Source organism: Amycolatopsis sp. TRM77291, from assembly GCF_054166285.1.
The window spans coordinates 3,945,544-3,968,469 of record NZ_JBSZHF010000001.1; the positions used below are offsets into that span (position 1 = coordinate 3,945,544).

The window sequence follows — 22,926 nt, forward strand, 5'->3', positions numbered from 1 at the left end:
GCACGCGTGATCAGACAGCCGGCACGCGTCACCCGGAAGCACTCAAGACACGCTCTACTCCCCCGCCCGCTCGAATTCCCGGATCAGCACCGGGTACTGCTCCCCGCCGTGCCCGGCGGCGATCGCACGGTCGGCCATCGCCTTGATCAGCTTCGGCAGTTCGGCGTTGACGCCCAGCGCCTCGCTCTCCTCGACCATGTGCGCCATCGCCCGCGCGTCGGTCTCCAGCGCCGACACCTCGGCGGGGAAGGAATCCTTGTCGATCTGTTCGGCATACCCGGGCAGCCAGCCCGCCACCCCGACGGCGATCTGCTGCGCGAAAGGCGCGTACGTCGCGGCGTCGATACCGGCCGTCTTGAGCATCGCGGTGCCGTGGAGCCACGCGTTCAGGACGCTCCACATCATCGTCAGACCGGCGACGTCGTACAGGGAAGCCAGCCCGGCGTCCTCGCCCAGGTAGCTGACCGTGCCGAGCGCGCCGATCTCGAAGTCCGGCCGCGGCCCGCTCAGCAGGATCACCGCCTCGGCGGTCCCGATCGCCGACGGGATGGCCATGATCGCGCCGTCGACGTACCGGGCGCCCTGTTTTTCCGCCCAGGCGGCGGTTTCCCGCGCTTGCCCGGAGTCACCCGAGGTCAGGTTGACCAGTGTCGTACCCGACAGCCCGGCGTCGCCGAGCAGTTCGCGCACGGCGGAATAGTCGGTGAGGCACAGGATCGTCACGGCGCCCGGGCCGAGCGCGTCGCCGATCGTCGGCGCGAGCCGCGCGCCTTCGGCCACCAGGGAGTCCGCTTTGGCGGCGGTGCGGTTCCACACGGTCGTGGGATGCCCGGCCTTCAGGAACGCGCGGGCGAGCGCGGTGCCCATGAGACCGAGCCCGACGACGGAAATCGGGGTGTTCTCGTTGTCTGTCATGGCACGATCGTCAACGTTGATACCGGTATGAAGGTCAAGTGGGGAAAGCGATGAAGATCGGTGAACTGAGTCACCGGACGGGCGTCAACGCCCACCAGCTGCGCTACTACGAAGCCCAAGGCCTCCTGGAGGCGAGCCGCGGTCCGAACGGATATCGCGAGTACGACGAGACGGCTTTGCTGCGGGTGAAGCAGATCCGCCATCTGCTCGCCGCCGGCCTGTCGTCCGAGGACATCGCGTACCTGCTCCCCTGCGCGATCGGCGAGGAACCCGAGCTGATCGGCTGTCCCGAGCTGCTGGCCGCGATGCGCGATCGGCTCGGCCGCCTGGACGAGCAGCTGGCCAAGCTGACCCGGTCGCGCGACGCGCTGGCCGACTACATCGCCGTGGCCGAGCGTGTCGGCGGCGACGCCTACCCGCCCTTCGACGGCGCCGCCGCGTGAACGAGGCGATCCGGCTGCGGGATCAGGGCACCGACGAGGCACGCCGGCGGTTGATCGAATTGGCCGAGGGGAATCCACGGGACGCCGTGATCGCCTACCAAACCGCGTGGGCGCACGATTCTGCCGGACTGGAAGCCGAAGCGGCCCCATTCTACGAACAGGCGCTCGCCGGCGAAGGTTTGTCCACAGAGGACAGACACGGGGTGTTCGTCGGGCTCGGCAGCACCTATCGCGTCCTCGGCCGGTACGACGAGTCGCTCGCGACGCTGCGGCGAGGCCTCGGCGAGTTCCCGGATGACGCGGCGCTCAGGACGTTCCTCGCGATGGCGCTCTACAACGTCGGCGAGCCGCGCGAGGCGGCGGGAACCCTGCTGAAGGTGCTCGCGGCGACCAGCGCCGACGACGGCGTCCAGCGGTACCGGCGAGCGGTCGAGTACTACGCGGACCATCTGGACGACGTCGAATGAGCCTTATTGACACCTTGTCAACGTAGCCTTACTTTCACGTCATGAGCGCGTACGCCGAAATCACCTACGAGGTCGCCGACCGCATCGCGACCGTCACGCTCAACCGGCCCGAGGCCCGCAACGGCTACACCATCCGCATGGCCGACGAACTCGGCGACGCGATGGACCGGGCCGACCGCGACGAGGACGTCCGCGTGGTGATCCTGACCGGCAACGGCAAGGATTTCTCGGTGGGCGCCGACCTCTCGCAGGGCGGTTTCGACTTCGACCCCGAGTCCGGCCCGGACGCGGCGTGGCAGGAGCCCGCGGGACGCTGCTCGAAACGGATCTTCACGATGAACAAGCCGGTGATCGCGGCCCTGCGGGGCGCGGCCGTCGGCGGCGGCATCACGATCACGCTGTCCTGCGACTACCGGCTCGCGTCCACGGACTCGCGGTTCGGCTTCGTGTTCGTCCGCCGCGGGATCTACCCCGAGGGCGCGTCCGCGTGGTTCCTGCCGCGGCTCGTCGGGATGGGCACGGCACTCGACTGGATGATCAGCGGACGCGTCTTCGGCGCCGAGGAAGCGAAAGCCGCCGGACTGGTGCACAGTGTCCACGAGCCCGAAGAAGTGCTCGGCAAGGCCCGCGAACTCGCCACCGAGATCGCCACGACCACGTCGCCGGTGTCGGTCGCCGTGACCCGGCAGCTGCTGTACCGGATGGCGAGCGCGGAGTCGCCGTTCCCCGTGCACGAACTGGACTCCCGGCTGATCGGCGGCCTGGGCTCCAGCCCGGACGCGGTCGAAGGGGTCATGTCCTTCCTGCAGAAACGACCACCGGAGTTCTCCATGCGCGTCGACACCGACCAGCCCGCCTACCTGCCGTGGCGGAACTCGTGACCGCCTATCCCCCGGAGCCCTGGAACCTCGCGGGTCAGGCGTACCTGTCGGTCTGGCGTGTCCCGGTGAGCGAACTCCCGGAACTGCCCGGCGGTGTCGAGCCGATCACACTGGGCGGCCGAGCCCAGGTGTTCACCGCGTGGATCGACTACCAGGAGCCCGGACAGCTTCGGTATCACGAGCTGCTGGCGACCGTCGCGGTCCGCGGCGAACGCCTCTCCAGCTCCATCACCGACATCTGGGTCGACAGCGAGGTCTCCCTCGCCGGCGGACGGGCGCTGTGGGGCATCCCCAAGGATCTCGCCGCGCTCGATTTCACGCACGGACGGACCTTCACGGCCTCGGCGGCCACCCACGAAGACTGGATCGCGACGGCGGCCTTCACGCCCCGCCCGAGTCTCCCGGTGCGGATGCCCGCGGCCTTCGACGTCGTCCAGATGCTGGACGGCCGTCTCAAAAGGAGCCCCGTACGGGCGACGGCGCGTCCGCACCCGGCGGCCGCGGACTGGCGGATCAACGAGTCCGGCCCGTTCGGCTTCCTCGCCGGTCAGCGGCCCGCGCTGAGCGCGTGCCTGCACGATTTCAAGATCGTCTTCGGCGGCTGACCAGCCGCTCAGCGTGATCGTCTAACCCGCCAGGGTGAGCCGACGACACGCCACCCATTGGGGCACGTGCAGCCTCTGACCCCTACATGTAGTCTCTGAGGACCGGCACCGCCCAGCGACGGGGAGACCGCTCGGGAGCGGTGGTCGGACAGCTTTGTGAACGTGCAGCGCACGGCCTTGTGAGGCCTTGTGGTGCTTCAACGCGCCCTTTTTGGAGTGACGCATGTCAGTCGATACCGGTCAGCGGCCACCTTCGTCTTCGGACACCACGCCCGCGACCGTGCGGGTCATCCGGCGGGACGGCAGCGTGTCCCCCTTCGACGCGAACAAGATCTCGGTCGCCGTGACCAAGGCCTTCCTCGCCGTCGAGGGCGGTGACGCGGCCGCCTCGTCGCGGATCCACCACCTGGTCAAGGAATTGACCGAGCAGATCGAGACCACCCTGCTCCGCCACGCCGGTCCCGAGACCGCGCTGCACATCGAGCAGATCCAGGACATCGTCGAGCTGGCGCTGATGCGCGGCGAGCACCACAAGGTCGCCCGCGCGTACGTCCTGTACCGCGACGAGCGCGCGAAGGCCCGTGAGGCCGAGAAGCCCGCTTCGTCCGACGTCGCCATCAGCGTCAAGGCCGCCGACGGCTCGCTCCGCCCGCTCGACTGGGCCCGCGTCTCGCACGTCGTCGGCGAGGCCGTCGCCGGTCTCGAAGACGTTTCGGCCGAGCCGGTGCTTGCCGAGACCAAGCGCAACGTCTACGACGGCATCAGCGCCGACGAACTCGCCCTCGCCCAGATCATGGCCGCGCGCGTGCTCGTCGAGCAGGAGCCGAACTACTCCTACGTCAGCGCCCGGCTGCTCGCGGACAAGCTCCGCGGCGAGGCGCTCAGCTACCTCGCCGGCGTGCCGCAGCAGGCCAGCCAGGACGAGATGACCGCGCGGTACCCGCAGTACTTCCGCGACTACCTCAAGCGCGCCATCGAGCTGGAGCTGGTCAACCCCGAGCTGCAGACCTTCGACCTGGACAAGATCACCGCGGCCATCCGCGCCGAGCGTGACCTCGACTTCGGCTTCCTCGGCCTGCAGACCCTGTACGACCGGTACTTCCAGCACCACGACGGCGTCCGTTTCGAGCTGCCGCAGGCGTTCTTCATGCGCGTCGCGATGGGCCTGGCGATCCGCGAGGATGACAGGGAATCTCGTGCGATCGAATTTTATGAGCTGCTCTCGACGTTCCACTTCATGGCGTCCACCCCGACGCTGTTCAACTCGGGCACCACGCGCCCGCAGCTGTCGTCCTGCTTCCTGACCACCGTCGACGACGACCTGGACTCGATCTTCCAGGCGTACAAGAACAACGCGCTGCTGGCGAAGTACTCGGGCGGCCTCGGCAACGACTGGACCCCGGTCCGCGGCCTCGGCGCGCACATCAAGGGCACCAACGGCCAGTCGCAGGGTGTCGTGCCGTTCCTCAAGATCGCCAACGACACCGCGGTCGCGGTGAACCAGGGCGGCAAGCGCAAGGGCGCCGCCTGCGCGTACCTCGAGACCTGGCACGTGGACATCGAGGAATTCCTCGACCTGCGCAAGAACACCGGTGACGACCGTCGTCGCACGCACGACATGAACACCGCGAACTGGGTGCCGGACGAGTTCCTGCGCCGCGTCGAGGCCGACGCGCAGTGGACGCTGTTCTCGCCGAACGAGACCCCGGACCTGCACGACCTCTACGGCAACGCGTTCGCCGAGCGCTACCGCGAGTACGAGGCCGCCGCCGAACGTGGCGAGCTGAAGGTGTTCCGCAAGGTCCGCGCGGTCGACCTGTGGCGCCGCATGCTGACCATGCTGTTCGAGACCGGCCACCCGTGGATCACCTTCAAGGACCCGTGCAACCTGCGTTCGCCGCAGCAGCACGTGGGTGTCGTGCACTCGTCCAACCTGTGCACCGAGATCACGCTGAACACCACCACCGACGAGGTCGCGGTCTGCAACCTCGGCTCGGTGAACCTGCTCAAGCACGTCACCCCCGAGGGCCTCGACACCAAGCGCCTCGAGAAGACCGTGCGCACGGCCGTCCGCATGCTCGACAACGTGATCGACATCAACTTCTACACGATCCCGGAGGCGCGCCGCTCCAACCTGCGCCACCGCCCGATCGGGCTGGGCCTGATGGGCTTCCAGGACGCGCTGTTCGAGATCGGTGTCCCGCTGTCCTCGGACGAAGCCGTCCAGTTCGCGGACACCAGCATGGAGCACATCAGCTACTACGCGATCTCGGCCTCGACCGACCTCGCCGAGGAGCGCGGCCAGTACCAGACGTTCGAGGGTTCCTTGTGGAGCAAGGGAATCCTGCCGATCGACTCGATGCAGCTCCTGATCGACGCGCGCCAGGGCGACGCGCTCGACGTCGACACCTCGTCCACTTTGGACTGGGCGCCGCTGCGCGAGCGGGTCAAGACCGTCGGTATGCGCAACTCCAACGTGATGGCGATCGCGCCGACCGCGACGATCTCCAACATCTGCGGGGTCGGGCAGTCGATCGAGCCGCTGTTCCAGAACCTGTTCGTCAAGTCGAACATGTCCGGTGACTTCACCGTGGTGAACCCGCACCTGGTCCGCTCGCTCAAGGAGCGCGGGCTGTGGGACGAGGTCATGGTGTCGGACCTGAAGTACTTCGACGGCAGCCTCGGCCAGATCGACCGCGTGCCGGACGACCTGAAGGCGCTGTACGCGACCGCGTTCGAGATCGAGTCCAAGTGGCTGGTGGACGCCGGTTCGCGGCGCCAGAAGTGGATCGACCAGGCGCAGTCGCTGAACCTGTACATCGCGGCGCCCAGCGGCCGCAAGCTCGACGAGCTGTACCGCTACGCCTGGCACAAGGGCCTCAAGACCACGTACTACTTGCGGGCTCGGTCCGCGACGCACGTGGAGAAGAGCACCCTGCGCGGCACCGACGGCAAGCTGAACGCGGTCTCGGCCACCCCGGCCCCGGCCACGCCCAAGCCTGCCGCCCCGGCTCCGGCTCCCGCCGCTTCGCCCGCCCCCTCGGCTTCCGCCTCGGTCTCGCCGTCGCCCGCCGCCGCGGTCCCGGCCGTCCCGGTGACCGCCCCGGCAGCCAAGCCGGAGCCGAAGGAGATGCCGCAGGTCTCGGACGTCGACTTCGTCGCCACCGACGGCGCCGCCTGCCGGATCGACGACCCCGACTGCGAAGCCTGCCAGTAAAACATCCTCGTGAGTGGTAAGGGCGGTTCCAACCGTCCTTACCACTCACGACGCCCTCTTGGAGCTTTGATGACCACCTTTGACGCTTCCGCCGACGCCACCGGCCTCGGTGAGATCGAAGTCGGCGCCGCCCGTATCAACGTCGACGACAAGCGGATGATCAACGCCCGCGCCGACGTCAACCAGCTGCTGCCGATGAAGTACACCTGGGCGTGGGAGAAGTACCTCGCCGGCTGCAACAACCACTGGATGCCGACCGAGGTCGCCATGCAGGCCGACATCGCGCTGTGGAAGTCGCCCGACGGCCTCACCGAGGACGAGCGCACCATGCTCAAGCGCAACCTCGGCTTCTTCGCCACCGCGGAATCGCTGGTGGCCAACAACATCGTGCTCGCGGTGTACCGGCAGATCACCAACCCCGAATGCCGCCAGTACCTGCTGCGCCAGGCGTTCGAGGAGGCCGTGCACACGCACACCTTCCAGTACATCTGCGAGAGCCTCGGCCTGGTCGAGGGCGAACTGTTCAACATGTACCGCGAGGTCCCGTCCATCTCGGACAAGGACGCGTGGGCGCTGAAGTACACGCAGAACCTGGAGAACCCGGACTTCGAGACCGGCACGCCGGAGGCCGATCAGGCGTTCCTGCGCGACCTCGTCGCGTTCTACGTGATCTTCGAGGGCATGTGGTTCTACACCGGCTTCGCGCAGATCCTCTCGCTCGGCCGCCGGAACAAGATGGTCGGCATCGCCGAGCAGTACCAGTACATCCTGCGCGACGAGTCGATCCACCTGAACTTCGGCATCGACTGCATCAACCAGATCAAGATCGAGAACCCGCACCTGTGGACCGAGGAGTTCCAGGCCGAGGTCCGCACCATGCTGACCGAGGCGTGCGAACTCGAGGTCGCCTACGCCCGCGACACCATGCCGCGCGGCATGCTCGGGCTCTCGGCCGAGCTGATCGAGCAGTACATGCACTTCATCACCGACCGGCGGGCCCAGCAGATCGGTCTCGCGCCGATCTTCGGCGAGACCGAGAACCCGTTCCCGTGGATGTCGGAGGCGATGGACCTCAAGAAGGAGAAGAACTTCTTCGAGACCCGCGTCATCGAGTACCAGTCGGGCGGCGCCCTCGACTGGGACTGACCCCCGCACGCAACTCGCGTGCCCGAACACGTAACTCGCGTGATCAAACGCGTAACTCGCGTGATTGGGCGGCGAACTCGCGTGATCAGACGGACGACACGCCGGGCGGCCTCCGCCCGGCGTGTTCCGTTTCCAGACACGCGAGTTACGCCCCCGATCACGAGAGTTACGCCCTCAATCACGAGAGTTGCGCCCTCAATCACGAGAGTTACGCCCTCAATCACGCGTGTCGTCCATCTGGTCACGCGTGGCGTCCGGTTCGTCACATGTCCAGCGGGCCACTAGCGCGTCTCGGTACGCTCCGGAGTGCTACTGGTTCGCCCGGCCTCCCCGGCCGGTCGAGGTAACAGGGAACCCGGTGCGAATCCGGGACTGCCCCGCAGCGGTATGTGGGAACGAAAGCCGTCACCGTGCGAGACACGGTAAAGCACTGGGCATGGCGTCCCGGGAAGCGACGGCCGGTAGGCGCGAGCGAGTCGCCCACGAGTCCGAAGACCTGCCCGTGGTACGCGCGCCGACGGCGTGCGTGAGTCCGGGCCTCGTGGGATGGGCGCGACCGAACGGCGGTCACTCCTGCGCGCGCTCCGGGCTCTCACGACAAGCTCGCGAGGAGAGAGCTGTGACCGAAATCGGCACGACAGTGCTGGGCTACCCCCGGATCGGACCGGACCGGGAACTCAAGCGTTCACTCGAACGCTACTGGGCGGGCAGGATCGACGAGGCCGAACTGCTGGTCACCGGTCGCGCGCTGCGCACCCGGGCCTGGCGGGAACTGAAGGCCGCGGGGCTGGATTCCGTCCCCTGCAACACCTTCTCCCATTACGACCAGGTGCTCGACACCGCCGAGCTGTTCGGCGCGCTGCCGGAGCGCTTCACCACGCTCGGCCTCTCGCCGCTCGACACCTACTTCGCCGCCGCACGCGGGGTGCAGGACGCGCCCGCGATGGAGATGACGAAGTGGTTCGACACGAACTACCACTACATCGTCCCCGAACTCGGCCCGGACACGACGTTCTCGCTCACCGGCACCAAACCGCTCGACGAATACCGCGAAGCCCGCGCGGTCGGCGTCGAGACCCGGCCGGTGCTGGTGGGCCCGGTGACGTTCCTGCTGCTCGCGAAGCCGTCGGAGACCGCTCCGGAGGGCTTCCGTCCGCTGGACCTGCTCGACGACCTCCTCGACGGCTACGTCGAGCTGCTGCGCCGTCTGCGCGACGAAGGCGTCGAGTGGGTCCAGTTCGACGAACCCGCCTTCGCCGCCGACCGCACCGAGCGGGAGCTCAACGCGCTCATCCGCGCCTATCACCGGCTCGCGAAGGAGACCGCGCGGCCCAAGATCCTGGTCGCCGGGTACTTCGGCGGTCTCGGTCGCGGCTTGGGCGTGCTCGCCCGTTCCCCGATCGACGCCATCGCCGTCGACCTCGTCACCGACGAGTCCTTTGTGGACGCCGTCGCCGCCGAGCCCGCCCTGCGGGACAAGGAGGTTCTCGCCGGGGTCGTGGACGGGCGCAACGTCTGGCGCACGGATCCGGCCCGCGCGCTCAGCCGGGCGGCGACCCTGTTGGGCACCGCGCGGTCGGTCAGCGTGTCGACGTCCTGCTCGCTGCTGCACGTGCCCTACGACGTCGAGCGGGAGGACGGACTTCACCCGCGTCTGAAGGGCTGGCTCGCCTTCGCCAAGCAGAAGGTCGACGAGGTCGTGCTGCTCGGACGAGCGCTGAAAGAAGAGGGAGTCGATCTCTCCGCCGCCCGTGCCGCGGCCGCGGATCGCGCGGCGGCGGCCGATCTCGCCGACTCCGGAGTGCGCGCCCGGCTGGAGGCACTACGGCCGGAGGACACCGTCCGCTCCCCCTACGCCCGGCGCGCGGAGGCACAGCAGGCCGCGCTGGAACTGCCGCCATTGCCGAGCACCACGATCGGCTCGTTCCCGCAGACCACCGAGGTCCGCAAAGCGCGGGCGGCGCACAAGGCGGGTTCGCTGGACGACGCGGGCTACGAGGCCGCGATGAAGGCCGAGATCGAGCGCGTCATCCGGCTGCAGGAAGACCTCGGCCTGGACGTGCTGGTGCACGGCGAGCCCGAGCGCAACGACATGGTGCAGTACTTCGCCGAGCGGCTGGCCGGGTTCGCGGCCACCGACTTCGGCTGGGTGCAGTCCTACGGTTCGCGCTGTGTCCGGCCGCCGATCCTGTACGGCGACGTCTCACGTCCGGAACCCATGACCGTCGGGTGGGCGCGCTACGCGCAGAGCCTGACCGGCAAACCCGTCAAGGGCATGCTGACCGGTCCGGTGACGATCCTGGCGTGGTCGTTCGTCCGCGACGACCAGCCGCTGGGCGAGACCGCCCGCCAGGTGGCGCTGGCCATCCGCGACGAGGTGCACGACCTCCAGGAGGCGGGCATCCGCGTCATCCAGGTGGATGAGCCGGCCCTGCGGGAACTGCTCCCCCTGCGCGCCGCGGCGCATGAGGCGTACTTCGCGTGGGCCGTTTCGTCGTTCCGCCTCGCGACGTCCGGGATCGACGACGCGACGCAGATCCACACGCATATGTGCTACTCGGAATTCGGCGACGTGGTCAAGGCGATCGACGCGCTCGACGCCGACGTCACCAGCATCGAGGCCGCGCGGTCGAAGATGGAGGTCGTCACCGACCTCGGCGCGGCGGGCTTCGGCCGCGGCGTCGGGCCGGGCGTCTACGACATCCACTCGCCGCGCGTCCCCGGCGTCGACGAGGTCAGCGGGCTGTTGCGGACCGCGGTCGGGGCCGTGCCCGCCGAGCGGATCTGGGTCAACCCGGACTGCGGCCTGAAGACCCGCGGCTACGCGGAGGTCGAGCCGGCCCTGCGGAACCTGGTCGCGGCTGCCCGCACGGTCCGCGCCGAGCTGGCCTGACCGGTCCGTGAAGGCCTCCTTCCCTACCCTCAAGGTAGTGAAGGAGGCCTTCACGGAACTTCCATCGAGGTATTGTCAGGACGTCAACAAGGGTGCGATGGTGGAGCGGTAACCGATCTCAGCGGGGAGATGGTCACCCATGGCGAACGCCGTCGAAAAGGTCACCGGGGCGCTGCGCGAGCGGGTCCCGCCTCTCACCTCGATCCCCCTGCCACGTTCGGTCGATCAGCGCTGGCTCGGCGCGACGTGGCCGGTCCGCGAACTCGCGCCCGCCCCTCCCGGCCTCAAACCCGTCCTCGGCGACGAGGGCCCGCCGGTCGTCGGCCACGCGCTGGACTTCATGCGCTTCGGCATCGAGTTCGGCCTGAAACGCTACGAGACCTACGGCCCGGTGTCGTGGATGGGCGCGTTCGGCCGCCGCATCGTCGCGCTCACGGGCCCGGAGGCCACGCAGATCGCGTTGGTCAACAAGGACAAGGCCTTCTCACAGGAGGGCTGGAAGTTCTTCATCGAGCAGTTCTTCGACCGCGGCCTGATGCTGCTCGACTTCGGCGAACACCACCTGCACCGCCGGATCATGCAGGCGGCGTTCACCCGTCAGCGGCTCACCGGCTACGTCGACCAGATGGGACCGGCCCTGCGTGAGGGCGTCGCCGCGTGGGCGGACCGGCCGAACCCGCGGATCTACTGGTCCCTCAAGCAACTCACGCTCGACGTCGCGACGCGTGTGTTCATGGGCATGCGGTCCGGCGACGACGCGGCCTCGATCAACCGCGCGTTCGTGAACTCCGTGCGCGCCGGCACGGCCATCGTGCGCTTTCCCGTTCCCGGCGGCCGCTGGGCGGCGGGCCTGCACGGCCGCAAGGTCCTCGAACGCTACTTCTCGGCGAACCTGCCCGCGAAACGGGCGGGCGACGGCGACGACCTCTTCACCGCGCTGTGCCACGCCACCACCGAAGACGGTGACCGCTTCACCGACTCCGACGTCGTCAACCACATGATCTTCCTGATGATGGCCGCGCACGACACGTCGACGATCACCAGCGCCGCCGCCGTCTACCACCTCGCCAAGAACCCCGAGTGGCAGGAACGCGCGCGTCAGGAGTCCCTCTCGCTCGGCGACGACGTGCCGGACATCGAGGCGCTGGAGACCCTGACGACGCTGGACCTGGTGATCAAGGAGTCCCTGCGCCTGGTGGCCCCGGTTCCTTCCCTGACCAGGAAGACCGTGAAGGACACCGAGGTCCTCGGGCATTTCATTCCCGAAGGTACACTCGTCGGGGTTTCCCCCACCGTCAACCATTTCTCGCCCGAGCACTGGACCGACCCGATGCGTTTCGACCCGGACCGCTTCGGCGAGGCACGCCGCGAGGACAAGTCACACCGCTACGCGTGGATGCCGTTCGGCGGCGGCGCGCACAAGTGCATCGGCCTGCATTTCGGGACGTTCGAGGTGAAGGCGCTGCTGCACGAGATGCTGCGGGCGTATCGGTGGTCGGTGCCGGAGGACTACACCGCGCGCTGGGACTACGTCTCGCTGCCCGTTCCCGCCGACGGCCTGCCGATCCGGCTGACGGCCCGCTGAAGCCGGGCCAATCGGACAACCACTATCGAGTACTCTTGGTAACGTCCGGTCACCACTCGTGTAGCAGCGATCACCCTTTCAGCCGGTAGACACCCCGGATCGCGCATGATGCCGTGGCACTACACCCGGCCGGCTCATACCTAGTGTGGGTCCATGGGCTCGGACACCCGGTCTGAGCTGGCCATCGACCGCGCATTAAGAGGTGAAGTGTGCCCGAACCTGGTTCCGCGCCAGGGTTGGTGGACGTCGCTCGGAGATGGGCCGAGACGCTCGCTGACACTAAAGGAGTATCGCTTCCCAAGGAGCAACTCGAACAGCTGCTGCTCGGTGTCGCCCAGGACGCCGTCCTGGCCGAGCCCGACCATCAGCCCGCCGTGCTGCGCTTCTCCAAGCTCTATTCCGCCTCGCCCATCGGGATCGCCCTCGCCGACGCCAACGGCGTGATCGTGGAGGCGAACGCCGCGCTCGGCCGTCTCCTCGGCTGCCGTCCCGCCGCGTTGCGCGGGCGGGAGATCCCCGATCTCGGCGCCGCCGAACACGACGTCGCCCGGCTGCGGAACGGGCTCGCGCAGCTCATGACGCACGGCCAGCCGACGCAACAGGAACGCCTGCTGCTGGACCACTGCGAAGAAGGCACGCTCTGGGTCGACGTGACGCTGACCGACCTCCCGGGTGACCGGCCCGATTCGGCCTATCCGGTGCTGATGGTCGCCGACGCCAACGAGATCCACCTGCTGCAGGAACGGCTGCTGCACCAGAACGTGCACGACCCGCTGACCGGCCTGCCCAACGCCACCGCGTTCGGCAACGCCCTCGAAACCGCGCTGGCCGGGTCCGGCACCGAGCAGGTCGCGCTCGTCTATCTCGACGTCGACGGCTTCAAGGTGATCAACGACGGTCTCGGAGCCGGTGTCGGCGATCAGGTGCTGCGTGGGGTCGCGAAGAAGCTCACGTCGGTCTTCACCGGGAGGTACGAGGGTTCCGTCGCCCGGCTGTCCGGCGACGGGTTCGCCGTCCTGCTGCGCGGCGACTTCACCTCGCCGCAGGTGATCGCCTTGGTCGAGCAGGCCTTGGAGGAACTGGTCGAGCCGATCTACCTCGGCGGGCACGGGATCGGGGTCAGCGCGAGCGCGGGCATCGTCGTCCGCGGCGTCGCCGAAGGTGGTCCCGAAGACCTGCTTCGCGCCGCGGAAATCGCCCTGCACCGCGCCAAGGAGGCGGGCAAGGCGCAGTGGATGCTGTTCGACCCGGAACTCGACGCGCGTGACCGGAGCCGCTACCAGCTCGGCGCGGTCATCGCCGGCGCGCTGGAGAACGGCGAGTTCTCGCTGATCTACCAGCCCACGGTGAAACTCGCGAATCCCGACCAGCTGGCCGCGGTCAACGCCGGATTGCGCTGGAGCCACCCGGAGAAGGGCGAACTGGACTCGGACGAGTTCTATCCGCTCGCGCAGATCACCGGGATGACCATCCCGCTCGGCCGGTGGCTGCTGGCCGAATCGCTCGCCGCCACCGCGCGGTGGCGGAACAGGTTCGGCGAAGCCGCGCCCGACGTCTGTGTTCGGCTGCCGAACCGGCTGGCCATCGAGCCCGATCTGGTGCTGCTGGTCAAGGAACAGCTCGACCGGCACAACCTGCCCGCCCAGGCGCTGCGGCTGTGCACGGACCGCGAATCCATCCTCGACGGAGGCGGCGAGGTGCTCGACTCGTTCGCCGTACTGGCCGACCTGGGCGCTCAGCTGGTGCTGACCATCTCCGGTTCGGACGATCTGGAGCTGATCCCGCGGCACGGGCTGCCGGTCCGTCACGTGATCCTGTCCGGCGCGGTCGTCGACGCGCTGGCCGACGGCGAGGACGAGGCCGACGTCCGCCACCTGTGCCAGCTGGTCGCCAGGGCCAAGGAGCTGAAGCTGCGTATCGGCGCGGAAGGCGTCCTCAGTCACGAACAGGCCGAACGGCTGCGGCGGTACGGCGTGCTCGCGGCGCGTGGTTCGTTCGTGGCGGATTCCGCGACCGGGGACGAGGTCGACGAGCTCATCGAACGGCACGCCCACTGACGTGACAGGGCGCCGCTCAGCCTTCGGCAGGGCGGGTTCGCGCCCGGGCAGACCTCAGCTCCGCCCACTGACGTGACAGGATCGGTCCATGGACCAAGGTGACATCGCCCCGGACTTCACCCTGCCCGACGACAAGGGCGAGCAGCGCACGCTGTCGGACTTCCTCTCGTCCGGCCCGGTCGTGCTGTTCTTCTACCCTGCCGCGATGACGAGCGGCTGCACCGCGGAAAGCTGTCACTTCCGCGACCTGGCCGCGGAATTCGCCGAGGTGGGCGCGCACCGCGTCGGTATCAGCCCGGACGCCGTCGCCAAACAGCAGGAGTTCTCGGCCAAACACGGTTTCGACTATCCCCTGTTGTCCGATGTGGACGGTGTGGTGGCGAAACAGTTCGGTGTCTGGCGCAAGTTCAGCCCGCTGCACGCCAAACGGCACACCTTCGTCATCGACACCGACCGCAAGGTGCTCGAAGTGATCAAGAGCGAGCTGAAGTTCACCGTGCACGCCGACAAAGCCCTCGCCGCCCTGCGGGAGCGCAAGACTAAGGGCGCTTGAGCCGCCAGATCCGGTTGACGCCCGCGCAGGCCGGAGCGAGCGGCGGTTCGGCGGCCTCGTCGCCGATCGTCGTGAACCCCAGCCGCGCGGGCACGGCACCGCTCGCGAGGTTCTTCTCGTCGTGCCGGATCTCGACCTCCGGCGCGCCGAGCCGGAATGCCTCGGCGGTCAGGAGCCGCGCGGCCCTGGTCGCGTAGCCGCGGCCGGTGTGGTGCCTGCCGAGCCAGTAGCCGATCTCGATCCGGTCCGGATGCGTGATCATGCCGGCGCCGCCGACGAGGTCTTCCCCGGCGAGGATCGCGAAGTCGTAGGTCTTGCCCTCGGCCCAGTTCTTCGCGGTGTTCTCCAGGAAGTCGGCGGCTTCGCGACGGCCGTAACCGTAGGCGGCCCAGATCATCCACGCGCCGAGGTGCGCGGCCGAATCCCCCGCGACGGCGGCGAGGGTTTCGAGCTGCTCCGGCTGCCAGCGGCGCAGGGTGACGGCTTCGTCGGCGAGGGTCTCGGCGGGCGTTTCCATCCACCCATGGTGACTCGCCTTCGATCCGGGCGCCTCCGGTTTTCGGGGGCCCGCCGTCGGATCAGGTCAGGATCGCGCTGTCCGGAATCTCCGTGTCGTTCTTCAACGCGTCGAACAGCAGCTTCGACTTCGTCTTGTCCCAGTTCTCCGCCGAACCGCTGGTCACCGGCACCGTCGTGGTGACGACGCCGCCCGAGGAGATCCCGCGCATCGCCAGCGCCAGCCCCACCAGGTTGTGCACGTGGTCGCCCGAATCCATCGTCAGCGCGTCCGGTGCCGTCGACAGCAGCGGGAACAGCGAGAACGGGTTGAGCAGGGTGCCGGGGCTGCCGATCTCGCTGACCATCGCGCCGATGAACTTCCGCTGGTTGGCCACGCGGTCGAGGTCCGAACGCGGGGTGGCCTCGCTGTGCCGCATGCGGACGAACCCGAGCGCCTGCGGGCCCTGGAGGTCCTGGCAGCCCGCGGGGATCTTGATCTTGGTGAGGGTGTCCTCCATCGGCTTGTCCACGCACATGTGGACCCCGCCGATCGCGTCGACGATCTTCGCGAAGCCGCCGAAGCCGATCTCGGCGTAGTGGTCGATGCGCAGGCCGGTGGCGCCTTCGACGGTCTGCGCGAGCAGCGTCGGGCCGCCGATCGAGAACGCCGAGTTGATCTTGTTCTTCCCGTGCCCTGGGATGGTCACCTGCGAGTCGCGCGGGAGGCTCAGCAGCGTCGGTTTGACGCTGTTGGACGGGATGTGCGCGATCATGATGGTGTCGGTCCGCTTGCCGCCACCGGCGGCCTTGCTGTCCCCGGTGACGAGCTTCTCCTGCTCTTCGGGGGTCAGCCCGTCGCGGCTGTCGGAGCCCACGATCAGCCAGTTGGTGCCTTCGGCCGCGACGGGGCGGCCGGAGTAGTCGGCCAGCGCGTCGACGCGGTTGATGGAGAACTCCAGGTACACCCACACGCCGGCGAGGAACACCACGAACACGGTCAGCAGGGTGAGCAGCACCTTGCCGAAGCCCCAGCGCTTACGCCGCCGCGGCGGGCGCGCGTCGTCCATCGGGCGCCCCGGAGGGGGCTGCGGCGGGCCTGGACGGCGCGGAGGCGGACCGGCGGGCCGTTCCTGGCCACCGTGCCCCATGGGCCTCGTCCGCTCGTCGTACGGGCTGCTCCCCCGGCCCGGCAGCGGCATCATCTGCGCGGGCTGATGCCGCCGGGGGCGGCCGGACGGCGGCCGCTGCGGCGGCGGCATCCGTCGCCCTCGGTCGTCGCCTCCATACGTCATGCCGAATCACCCGTCCCGATCTCGCGTGTAGGGCCCAGTCAACCGCAGACCCTAGGTGAAGGACGTCCGGCACCCCGCATCGGTTGGGTGGACCTCACCGTCCGTTTTCGGCGAATCCGAACTGGTGGACCTTGAGATACCCCGAACGGAACCCCGCTTCGGAGTACGCCAGGTAGAACTCCCACATCCGCTTGAAGACGTCGTCGAAGCCCAGTTCGGTGATTTCGTCCCACCGCTGGGTGAACTTCTCCCGCCACAGCCGCAACGTGCGGGCGTAGTCCTGACCGAACTCGCGTACGCCCTCGAGTTTCAGCCTGGTGTGCGCCAGCATGCCCTGCTCGACCGACGTCGTGGACGGGATGAGCCCACCGGGGAAGATGTACTTGTGCATCCAGGTGTAGGACCGGGCCGCGGCGAGCATGCGTTCGTGGTCCATGGTGATGGCCTGGAGCCCGAACCTGCCGCCCGGCTTCAGCCGCTTCCCGATGGTCTCGAAGAACGTGGGCCAGTAGGACTCGCCGACGGCCTCGATCATCTCGACGCTGACCACGGCGTCGTACTCGCCGCCTGCGTCGCGGTAGTCGCACAGCCGGACGTCGACCTGGTCGGCGAAGCCCGCCGCCGCGATGCGCTCGGTCGCCAGCTTCGCCTGCTCCTCGGAAATGGTCAGTGACGTGACCTCGGCCCCGCGCGCGGCGGCCCGGATCGAGAGTTCGCCCCAGCCGGTGCCGATCTCGAGCACGGTGCTGCCTTCGCGGACCCCGGCGTAGTCGAGGACGCTGTCGATCTTGCGGTGCTGGGCGGCCGTGAGGTCGTCGTCCGGGCCGAACAACGCCGACGAGTACATCATCGACGGGTCCAGGAACGCGCCGAACAGATCGTTGGACAGGTCGTAGTGGCGATGGATGTTCGCCCGCGCGCCCTCGACGGTGTTCTCCTCGCCCGCGGGGTGGCCGCGGTCGACGAACCGGCGGAACCGTTGCAGCAGCGGCGGGATGAGCGTCGCCATCCGTTCCGCGAACGGGGTCAGCACCTCGGCGAGCGCGTCACTCGTCCAGTCGCCGACCATATAGGCCTCGCCGAAGCCGATCTTCGCGTCCACGCCGAGGCGGTGGAAGAAGGCGGCGGGACGGTTGAGCCGCATCTCGGGCGCGTCCGGCCCGCCCGCGCCGAGCTGCGAGCCGTCGGGCATGCGCACGCGGACGTTCAGCGGGCGCACCGCGTGCCGGAACAACTGCTCGGCGATCCGTGCCCGGAAGGGGGAATGCGGCGGGGTGGCCAGCCCCGGCCAGCGGTTTTCGTCAGGGGTGGACGAACCGGCCGTCCGATCGACGCTCGACGTGGACATGAGAACTCCCTCCCGCCCGGTCTAGACCGGGATCCGCAGCCGTTCCGAGCTCGGCCGCCCCCAGGCGCCGCTCAGCGTTTCGTCGCTTCCCCCGGCTTCGATCAGCTCAAGGGTGAAAGCCCGTACGAGACGGTTCCAGACGCGAGACCTTCGTAGCATCGCGTGCCCTTCGCCGCCTATTTCGAATCGCGCGGACCGCGATGTCACCTTTTCGGCGCGTTCCGCGAAAGCGTGTGATGCCACGGGATCGGTCATCCGGTCCTTGGTCCCGTGCGCGATGAGCACGGCGCGGCCGCCGACGGCGTCGATGGGTTCACCCGGTGGTGTCCACGGTGCCAGCGCGCCGACGCCGATGACGGCCGGATCGTCGGCGACGCGCAGCGCGACCCGTCCGCCCATCGAATGACCGACGAGGATCACCGGAACGCCCGGATGGTCTTCCCGGATGCGTTCCAGCGCCCAGCGCGCGTCGGCCAGCGCGTCGGTGCCGTGGTCGTTCCAGCCGTAGATCCGGTTGCGCAGGAGGCGCACCTCGACCCCGTGCGCCAGGCCCGCCCGATGGACGTCCTTCGCCAGCGGCACCATCCGCTGGTACGCCAGCCGCCACGGCGCCACGCGGGCATGACTGTGCTCCGCGCCGCCGTGCAGGACCAGCACCACACCGTTCACCCGGCCGCGTGCCCGCCAAGTCCGCACCGCGGGATCAGCCTCGCTCACCCTGGACCCTCCAGTCTCCGAAACCCCGGCCGCAGTGATCGGGTCAACCCCGATCATGACCCGATGTATTCCACTTCGGCCATTGGTCCACGCGATACATTCGTCGCTGATCTCCAGACGGAAGGGCGGATGTGGTGAGCACCACCGAACGTTGTGCAGGCGTCGCCGAACGGCTCGCGGAGGCCGAACGGAGTAACGCGGAGCAGATCCGGAAGTCGGCGGAGCTGATCCTGGGGGTCATCCGGGCGGACGCCCTGGTGTTCACCGCCGGGGCCGGGCATTCACTGGCCGCGGTCGCCGAGACCTTCTACCGGGCGGGCGGGCTCGCCTGCGTGTACCCGGTCTACCACCCCGAACTGCTGCCCCTGCACGGCGCGCAGCACAGCACCAAGACCGAACGCCGCTCCGGGCTGGCCGAAGAGGTGCTGGCCGAGCGCGCGCCGGGCCCGGACGACCTGCTGGTGGTGTTCTCGACGTCGGGGGTCAACCCGTATCCGGTCGAACTGGCCGCCGGCGCCCGGAAGCGCGGGGCGTCGGTCATCGCGGTGAGTTCGGCCGCGTCGGTGGCCGCGGCGCCCAAACGCGCGGCCACGACGCTCATCGAAGAGGCGAGCATCGTGCTCGACTCGCACGTCCGTCCCGGGGACGCGAGCTACCCGGCGGACGCGCCGCGGACCGCGCCGCTGTCCACGGTGATCAACGCGTTCCTGTGGAACCTCGTGCTCGCCGAGGTCGTCGACCTCGGTGCGGCGCAGGGCGTCGACATCCCGCTGTGGCGCAGTTCCAACGTGGACGGTGGCGACGAGGCCAACGCCGCGCTGCTTGCCAAGTACAGCGCCCGGGTTCCGGCTCTCCGCTAGGGCGTTTTTCCTAAGCCTGTGCGATGGGCTTCGTGATCCAGGTGCCGTCAGGGACCGCCTGGGCGCGAAGACCGCGAACTTGGCTTATGAAGCTCCACCGCGTGGACGAGTTCCTTGACTCGTCCGCGCGGTGCTTCTACGGTCACATACCGACCGGTCGGTGTCCGCAGGAGGTCCGTGCCATGACCGAGATCCACGGCGAGTGCGCGGCGGGCTTCGAACCCGTCCGCGCCGCCTTCGAGGAGAACTTCGCCCGGCGCGACGAAATCGGCGCCGCGTTCTCGGTGACCCGGCACGGCGAGACCGTGGTCGATCTCTGGGCGGGCTGGGCCGATCCGGACCGCACGACCCCATGGCGGGCCGACACGCTCACCAACGTCTGGTCGACCACCAAGGGCATGACCGCGCTCTGCGCGCACCACCTCGCCGACGCCGGGCTGCTCGACCTCGACGCGCCGGTCGCGAAGTACTGGCCCGAGTTCGCGGCGGCGGGCAAGCGGGAGATCCCGGTGCGGTGGCTGCTCTCGCACCGCTCGGGGGTGACCGGGATCGGACTCGAGCGGCCGGTGACGGTGAAGGAACTGTACGACTGGGACCACATCACCGGACTGCTCGCCGCGCAGGCCCCGCTCTTCGAGCCGGGCACCGCCAGCGGCTACCACGCGCTGTCGTTCGGGTTCCTCGTCGGCGAGGTGATCCGCCGGGTGAGCGGGCAGGACGTCCGCGCGTATTTCGCCCGGCACATCGCCGGCCCCCTGGACGCGGATTTCCGGATCGGCCTGGACTCCGAAGCCGATCTGGCACGCTGCTCCACCCTCGTCGAACCCGTGCTCAGCGACGAGATGACGACCGCGCTGACGCAGGCGTTCGCCAACGCCGGCCCGGTCGCCCTCGCGGCGCTGGCGAACCCGCGCGTGCAAGGCCGCGACGCCAACGAGCCGGAGTGGCGGCGCGCGATCCTGCCCGCCCTGAACGGGCACGGCACCGCCAGGGCCATCGCGACCATCTACGGAGCACTGGCTTCGGGCCGGCTGCTTTCGGCCGGAGCGCTCGCGACCGCCCGCGAAGGACAGGGCCGCGAGGCCGACCTCGTCGGCGGGCTGGGCAACGAATGGGCGCTGGGCTTCTACCTCGGCAGTGAGGAACGCGGTTTCGGACCGAATCCGCGCGCCTTCGGGCACGACGGGTTCGGCGGCTCGTCCGGCGGCGCGGATCCCGAAAGCGGGATCGCCTTCGGCTACACGATGAACCGGATGGGTCCGCTGATGCGGGATGATCCGCGAAAGATGGCGCTGGTGAACGCGACCTTCGCCGCCCTGCGGTCGTAAATGGGCTCGGCACCGGCGCCCGCCTGAAGTACATGAAGGCCCCCTTCCTTGCGCCTAGCGCAAGGAAGGGGGCCTTCATGTACTGGGAGGCAAGGTGTGAAGGTCGAGTTTCCTCGGCTGAGCCAAGGGAAGGGGTCCTTCACGCGCGACCGCTGTACCTGCTGTGGTCGCTGAAGGTGGTGGTGGCCTCCTTCACCACCCGACCCGAATCGCCGCTCACGACCGACCCGAGGGTCACGCGGCCGCGGGCTCCTCCGAGAACTGAGTCAGGTACAGCGCCGCGTAGCGCCCTTCACGCGCGAGAAGGTCTTCGTGCGTCCCCCGCTCGACGATCTCCCCGTGCTCGATCACCAGGATCTGATCGGCCGCCCGGACCGTCGACAACCGGTGCGCGATGACCAGCGCGGTCCGCCCGTCGAGCGCGTCGGTCAGCGCCTCGCCCACGGCCGCTTCGGACTGCGAGTCCAGATGCGCGGTCGCCTCGTCGAGGACGACGACCCTTGGCTGCGCCAGCAGCAGCCGGGCGATGGTCAGCCGCTGCCGCTCCCCGCCGGAGAGCCGGTAACCCCGCTCGCCCACCACGGTCTCCAGCCCGTCCGGCAGTTCCCGGAGCAAGTCGGCCAGCCGTGCCTTCTCCAGCGCCGCCCAGATCTCGGCGTCGGTGACGCCGGGCCGCGCGTACTCGAGGTTCGCGCGGATCGTGTCGTGGAAGAGGTGCCCGTCCTGGGTCACCACACCTACGGTTTCCCGCAGCGACGCGAAACTCAGGTCGCGAACGTCCACATCGGACAGTTTGACCGACCCGGCGTCGACGTCGTAGAGACGCGGCAGCAGCGAGGCGATCGTCGACTTGCCCGCACCGGACGAACCGACCAATGCCACCATCTGCCCGGGTTCGGCACGGAAGCTGATGCCGTGCAGCACCTCCTCGCCACCCCGGTGATCCAAAGTGGACACATCCTCCAGCGACGCCAGCGAGTACCGGTCCGCCGCCGGGTAGCCGAACCGGACGCCGGAGAACTCCACCGAGACCGGGCCTTCGGGAACGCGGCGCGGATCCGGCTTCTCTTCGATCATCGGCTTGAGGTCGAGCACCTCGAAGACCCGCTCGAACGACACCAGCGCGGTCATCACGTCCACCCGGACGTTCGCCAGCGCGGTGAGCGGCGAGTACAGCCTCGTCAGCAGCAACGCGAGCGCCACGACGGTGCCGGGTGCGAGTGCCCCGGTCAGCGCGAGGTAACCGCCGAGCCCGTAGACCAGCGCCTGTGCGAGCGCGGAGACCGTGGTGAGGCTCGTCAGGAACCAGCGCGTCAGCATCGCCGTCCGCACGCCGATGTCGCGCACCCGCCCGGCCCGCGCGCCGAACTCACCGGTCTCGCGCTCCGGGTCGCCGAACAGCTTCACCAGCGTCGCGCCCGGCGCGGAGAACCGTTCGGTCATCTGCGTGGTCATCGACGCGTTGAGCCCGCCGGCCTCCCGCTGCAGCTCGGCCATCCGCCGTCCGAGGCGCCGTGTCGGCAGGATGAACACCGGCAGCAGCACCAGCGCCAGCAGGGTGACCTGCCAGGACAACGTCACCATGACCACCAGCGACAGCGCCAGCTGGATCACGTTGGTGACCAAACCGGACAGTGTCGCGGTGAAGGTCCGCTGCGCGCCGATGACGTCGTTGTTGAGCCTGCTCACCAGCGCGCCGGTGCGGGTGCGCGTGAAGAACGCGACCGGCATCCGCTGCACGTGGCGGTACACCGCGAGCCGCAGGTCGAGGATGATCCCCTCGCCGATCCTCGACGACTGCGCCCGTTCGGCCAGCCCGAGCCCGGCGTCGATCAGCGCCAGCACGGCGATCACGACGGCGAGCCACACCACGAGCGAGACGTCGTGCCCGCCGACGATCGCGTCGACCACCTTCCCGGCCAGCACCGGCGTGCTCACCGCCAGCACCGCCGAGACGACGGTGAGCGCCAGGAATATCAGCAATCTCCGCCAGTGCGGCCTGGCGAACCGCGCGACGCGGCGGAGCGTCCCCTTGTGCAGCCCCTTCGGAACGTCGGCCGACTTCATCGCCGAGTTCATCAGCGACCAGGTGTTGTCCATGAGAACCCTCTCTTCGCCCCC

18 protein-coding genes and 1 riboswitch are annotated in these 22,926 nt (G+C 68.9%); of the genes, 12 read left to right on the forward strand and 6 right to left on the reverse strand.

The window, feature by feature from the left end:
- Positions 1–54: 54 nt before the first annotated feature.
- Positions 55–915 carry an NAD(P)-dependent oxidoreductase gene (locus ACXIZN_RS18090; RefSeq protein ID WP_457955814.1) on the reverse strand — a complete coding sequence of 287 codons (861 nt, stop codon included), beginning with the start codon at positions 913–915 and terminating at the stop codon, positions 55–57.
- A 50-nt stretch (positions 916–965) separates the two neighbouring features.
- On the opposite strand from ACXIZN_RS18090, the gene ACXIZN_RS18095 reads away from it, so the two are divergent.
- The 10 genes from ACXIZN_RS18095 to ACXIZN_RS18140 all read left to right on the forward strand — a co-directional run bounded on the left by ACXIZN_RS18095 (position 966) and on the right by ACXIZN_RS18140 (position 14,762).
- Positions 966–1,358, forward strand: a complete 393-nt coding sequence (locus ACXIZN_RS18095; protein ID WP_457955815.1) for a MerR family transcriptional regulator — start codon at positions 966–968, stop codon at positions 1,356–1,358.
- Positions 1,355–1,825: a tetratricopeptide repeat protein gene (locus ACXIZN_RS18100; RefSeq protein WP_457955816.1), complete on the forward strand. Its 471-nt coding sequence runs from the start codon at positions 1,355–1,357 to the stop codon at positions 1,823–1,825. The genes ACXIZN_RS18095 and ACXIZN_RS18100 overlap by 4 nt, the downstream gene beginning before the upstream one ends.
- 41 nt (positions 1,826–1,866) lie before the next feature.
- Positions 1,867–2,706: an enoyl-CoA hydratase-related protein gene (locus ACXIZN_RS18105; RefSeq protein ID WP_126731858.1), complete on the forward strand. Its 840-nt coding sequence runs from the start codon at positions 1,867–1,869 to the stop codon at positions 2,704–2,706.
- Entirely contained in the window at positions 2,703–3,311 is a 609-nt protein-coding gene (locus ACXIZN_RS18110) for an acetoacetate decarboxylase family protein (protein ID WP_457960545.1), read from the forward strand. The genes ACXIZN_RS18105 and ACXIZN_RS18110 overlap by 4 nt, the downstream gene beginning before the upstream one ends.
- A 223-nt stretch (positions 3,312–3,534) precedes the next feature.
- Positions 3,535–6,528 carry a ribonucleoside-diphosphate reductase subunit alpha gene (locus tag ACXIZN_RS18115; protein ID WP_457955817.1) on the forward strand — a complete coding sequence of 998 codons (2,994 nt, stop codon included), beginning with the start codon at positions 3,535–3,537 and terminating at the stop codon, positions 6,526–6,528.
- A 69-nt stretch (positions 6,529–6,597) separates the two neighbouring features.
- Positions 6,598–7,674: a ribonucleotide-diphosphate reductase subunit beta gene (locus ACXIZN_RS18120; protein ID WP_126731854.1), complete on the forward strand. Its 1,077-nt coding sequence runs from the start codon at positions 6,598–6,600 to the stop codon at positions 7,672–7,674.
- Between the two features lie 296 nt (positions 7,675–7,970).
- Positions 7,971–8,192: riboswitch (cobalamin riboswitch) on the forward strand.
- Between the two features lie 101 nt (positions 8,193–8,293).
- Positions 8,294–10,567, forward strand: coding sequence for a 5-methyltetrahydropteroyltriglutamate--homocysteine S-methyltransferase (gene metE, locus ACXIZN_RS18125; protein WP_457955818.1), 2,274 nt, complete (start codon positions 8,294–8,296; stop codon positions 10,565–10,567).
- A 139-nt stretch (positions 10,568–10,706) separates the two neighbouring features.
- Positions 10,707–12,152 (forward strand): cytochrome P450, encoded by a 1,446-nt coding sequence (locus ACXIZN_RS18130; protein WP_457955819.1) that lies wholly within the window; start codon positions 10,707–10,709, stop codon positions 12,150–12,152.
- 209 nt (positions 12,153–12,361) lie between these two features.
- Positions 12,362–14,209, forward strand: a complete 1,848-nt coding sequence (locus ACXIZN_RS18135) for a diguanylate cyclase domain-containing protein (RefSeq protein WP_457955820.1) — start codon at positions 12,362–12,364, stop codon at positions 14,207–14,209.
- 88 nt (positions 14,210–14,297) lie between these two features.
- Positions 14,298–14,762, forward strand: a complete 465-nt coding sequence (locus tag ACXIZN_RS18140) for a peroxiredoxin (protein ID WP_457955822.1) — start codon at positions 14,298–14,300, stop codon at positions 14,760–14,762.
- Here ACXIZN_RS18140 and ACXIZN_RS18145 read toward each other — a convergent pair.
- The 4 genes from ACXIZN_RS18145 to ACXIZN_RS18160 all read right to left on the reverse strand — a co-directional run bounded on the left by ACXIZN_RS18145 (position 14,749) and on the right by ACXIZN_RS18160 (position 18,617).
- Positions 14,749–15,279: a GNAT family N-acetyltransferase gene (locus tag ACXIZN_RS18145; protein ID WP_457955824.1), complete on the reverse strand. Its 531-nt coding sequence runs from the start codon at positions 15,277–15,279 to the stop codon at positions 14,749–14,751. The genes ACXIZN_RS18140 and ACXIZN_RS18145 overlap by 14 nt on opposite strands.
- Positions 15,280–15,340: 61 nt before the next feature.
- Positions 15,341–16,552, reverse strand: a complete 1,212-nt coding sequence (locus tag ACXIZN_RS18150; protein WP_192745184.1) for an LCP family protein — start codon at positions 16,550–16,552, stop codon at positions 15,341–15,343.
- Positions 16,553–16,646: 94 nt separating this feature from the next.
- On the reverse strand, positions 16,647–17,900 hold the full coding sequence (locus ACXIZN_RS18155; protein ID WP_457955826.1) for a class I SAM-dependent methyltransferase: 1,254 nt from the start codon (positions 17,898–17,900) through the stop codon (positions 16,647–16,649).
- Between the two features lie 21 nt (positions 17,901–17,921).
- Positions 17,922–18,617 carry an alpha/beta hydrolase gene (locus tag ACXIZN_RS18160; protein ID WP_457955827.1) on the reverse strand — a complete coding sequence of 232 codons (696 nt, stop codon included), beginning with the start codon at positions 18,615–18,617 and terminating at the stop codon, positions 17,922–17,924.
- Positions 18,618–18,748: 131 nt separating this feature from the next.
- Here ACXIZN_RS18160 and ACXIZN_RS18165 point away from each other — a divergent pair, with 131 nt between their 5' ends.
- Positions 18,749–19,477 (forward strand): sugar isomerase domain-containing protein, encoded by a 729-nt coding sequence (locus tag ACXIZN_RS18165; RefSeq protein ID WP_457955828.1) that lies wholly within the window; start codon positions 18,749–18,751, stop codon positions 19,475–19,477.
- A gap of 182 nt (positions 19,478–19,659) precedes the next feature.
- Entirely contained in the window at positions 19,660–20,805 is a 1,146-nt protein-coding gene (locus ACXIZN_RS18170; RefSeq protein ID WP_457955829.1) for a serine hydrolase domain-containing protein, read from the forward strand.
- Positions 20,806–21,039: 234 nt separating this feature from the next.
- On the opposite strand, the gene ACXIZN_RS18175 is transcribed toward ACXIZN_RS18170, so the two are convergent.
- Positions 21,040–22,905: an ABC transporter ATP-binding protein gene (locus ACXIZN_RS18175; RefSeq protein ID WP_457955830.1), complete on the reverse strand. Its 1,866-nt coding sequence runs from the start codon at positions 22,903–22,905 to the stop codon at positions 21,040–21,042.
- Positions 22,906–22,926 lie beyond the last annotated feature (21 nt).

Coding starts and splice junctions, on each gene's coding strand:
- ACXIZN_RS18090 (WP_457955814.1), bottom strand. CDS start 915: ATGACAGACAACGAGAACACCCCGATTTCCGTCGTCGGGCTCGGTCTC.
- ACXIZN_RS18095 (WP_457955815.1), top strand. CDS start 966: ATGAAGATCGGTGAACTGAGTCACCGGACGGGCGTCAACGCCCACCAG.
- ACXIZN_RS18105 (WP_126731858.1), top strand. CDS start 1,867: ATGAGCGCGTACGCCGAAATCACCTACGAGGTCGCCGACCGCATCGCG.
- ACXIZN_RS18115 (WP_457955817.1), top strand. CDS start 3,535: ATGTCAGTCGATACCGGTCAGCGGCCACCTTCGTCTTCGGACACCACG.
- ACXIZN_RS18120 (WP_126731854.1), top strand. CDS start 6,598: ATGACCACCTTTGACGCTTCCGCCGACGCCACCGGCCTCGGTGAGATC.
- ACXIZN_RS18130 (WP_457955819.1), top strand. CDS start 10,707: ATGGCGAACGCCGTCGAAAAGGTCACCGGGGCGCTGCGCGAGCGGGTC.
- ACXIZN_RS18140 (WP_457955822.1), top strand. CDS start 14,298: ATGGACCAAGGTGACATCGCCCCGGACTTCACCCTGCCCGACGACAAG.
- ACXIZN_RS18145 (WP_457955824.1), bottom strand. CDS start 15,279: ATGGAAACGCCCGCCGAGACCCTCGCCGACGAAGCCGTCACCCTGCGC.
- ACXIZN_RS18150 (WP_192745184.1), bottom strand. CDS start 16,552: ATGACGTATGGAGGCGACGACCGAGGGCGACGGATGCCGCCGCCGCAG.
- ACXIZN_RS18155 (WP_457955826.1), bottom strand. CDS start 17,900: ATGTCCACGTCGAGCGTCGATCGGACGGCCGGTTCGTCCACCCCTGAC.
- ACXIZN_RS18170 (WP_457955829.1), top strand. CDS start 19,660: ATGACCGAGATCCACGGCGAGTGCGCGGCGGGCTTCGAACCCGTCCGC.
- ACXIZN_RS18175 (WP_457955830.1), bottom strand. CDS start 22,905: ATGGACAACACCTGGTCGCTGATGAACTCGGCGATGAAGTCGGCCGAC.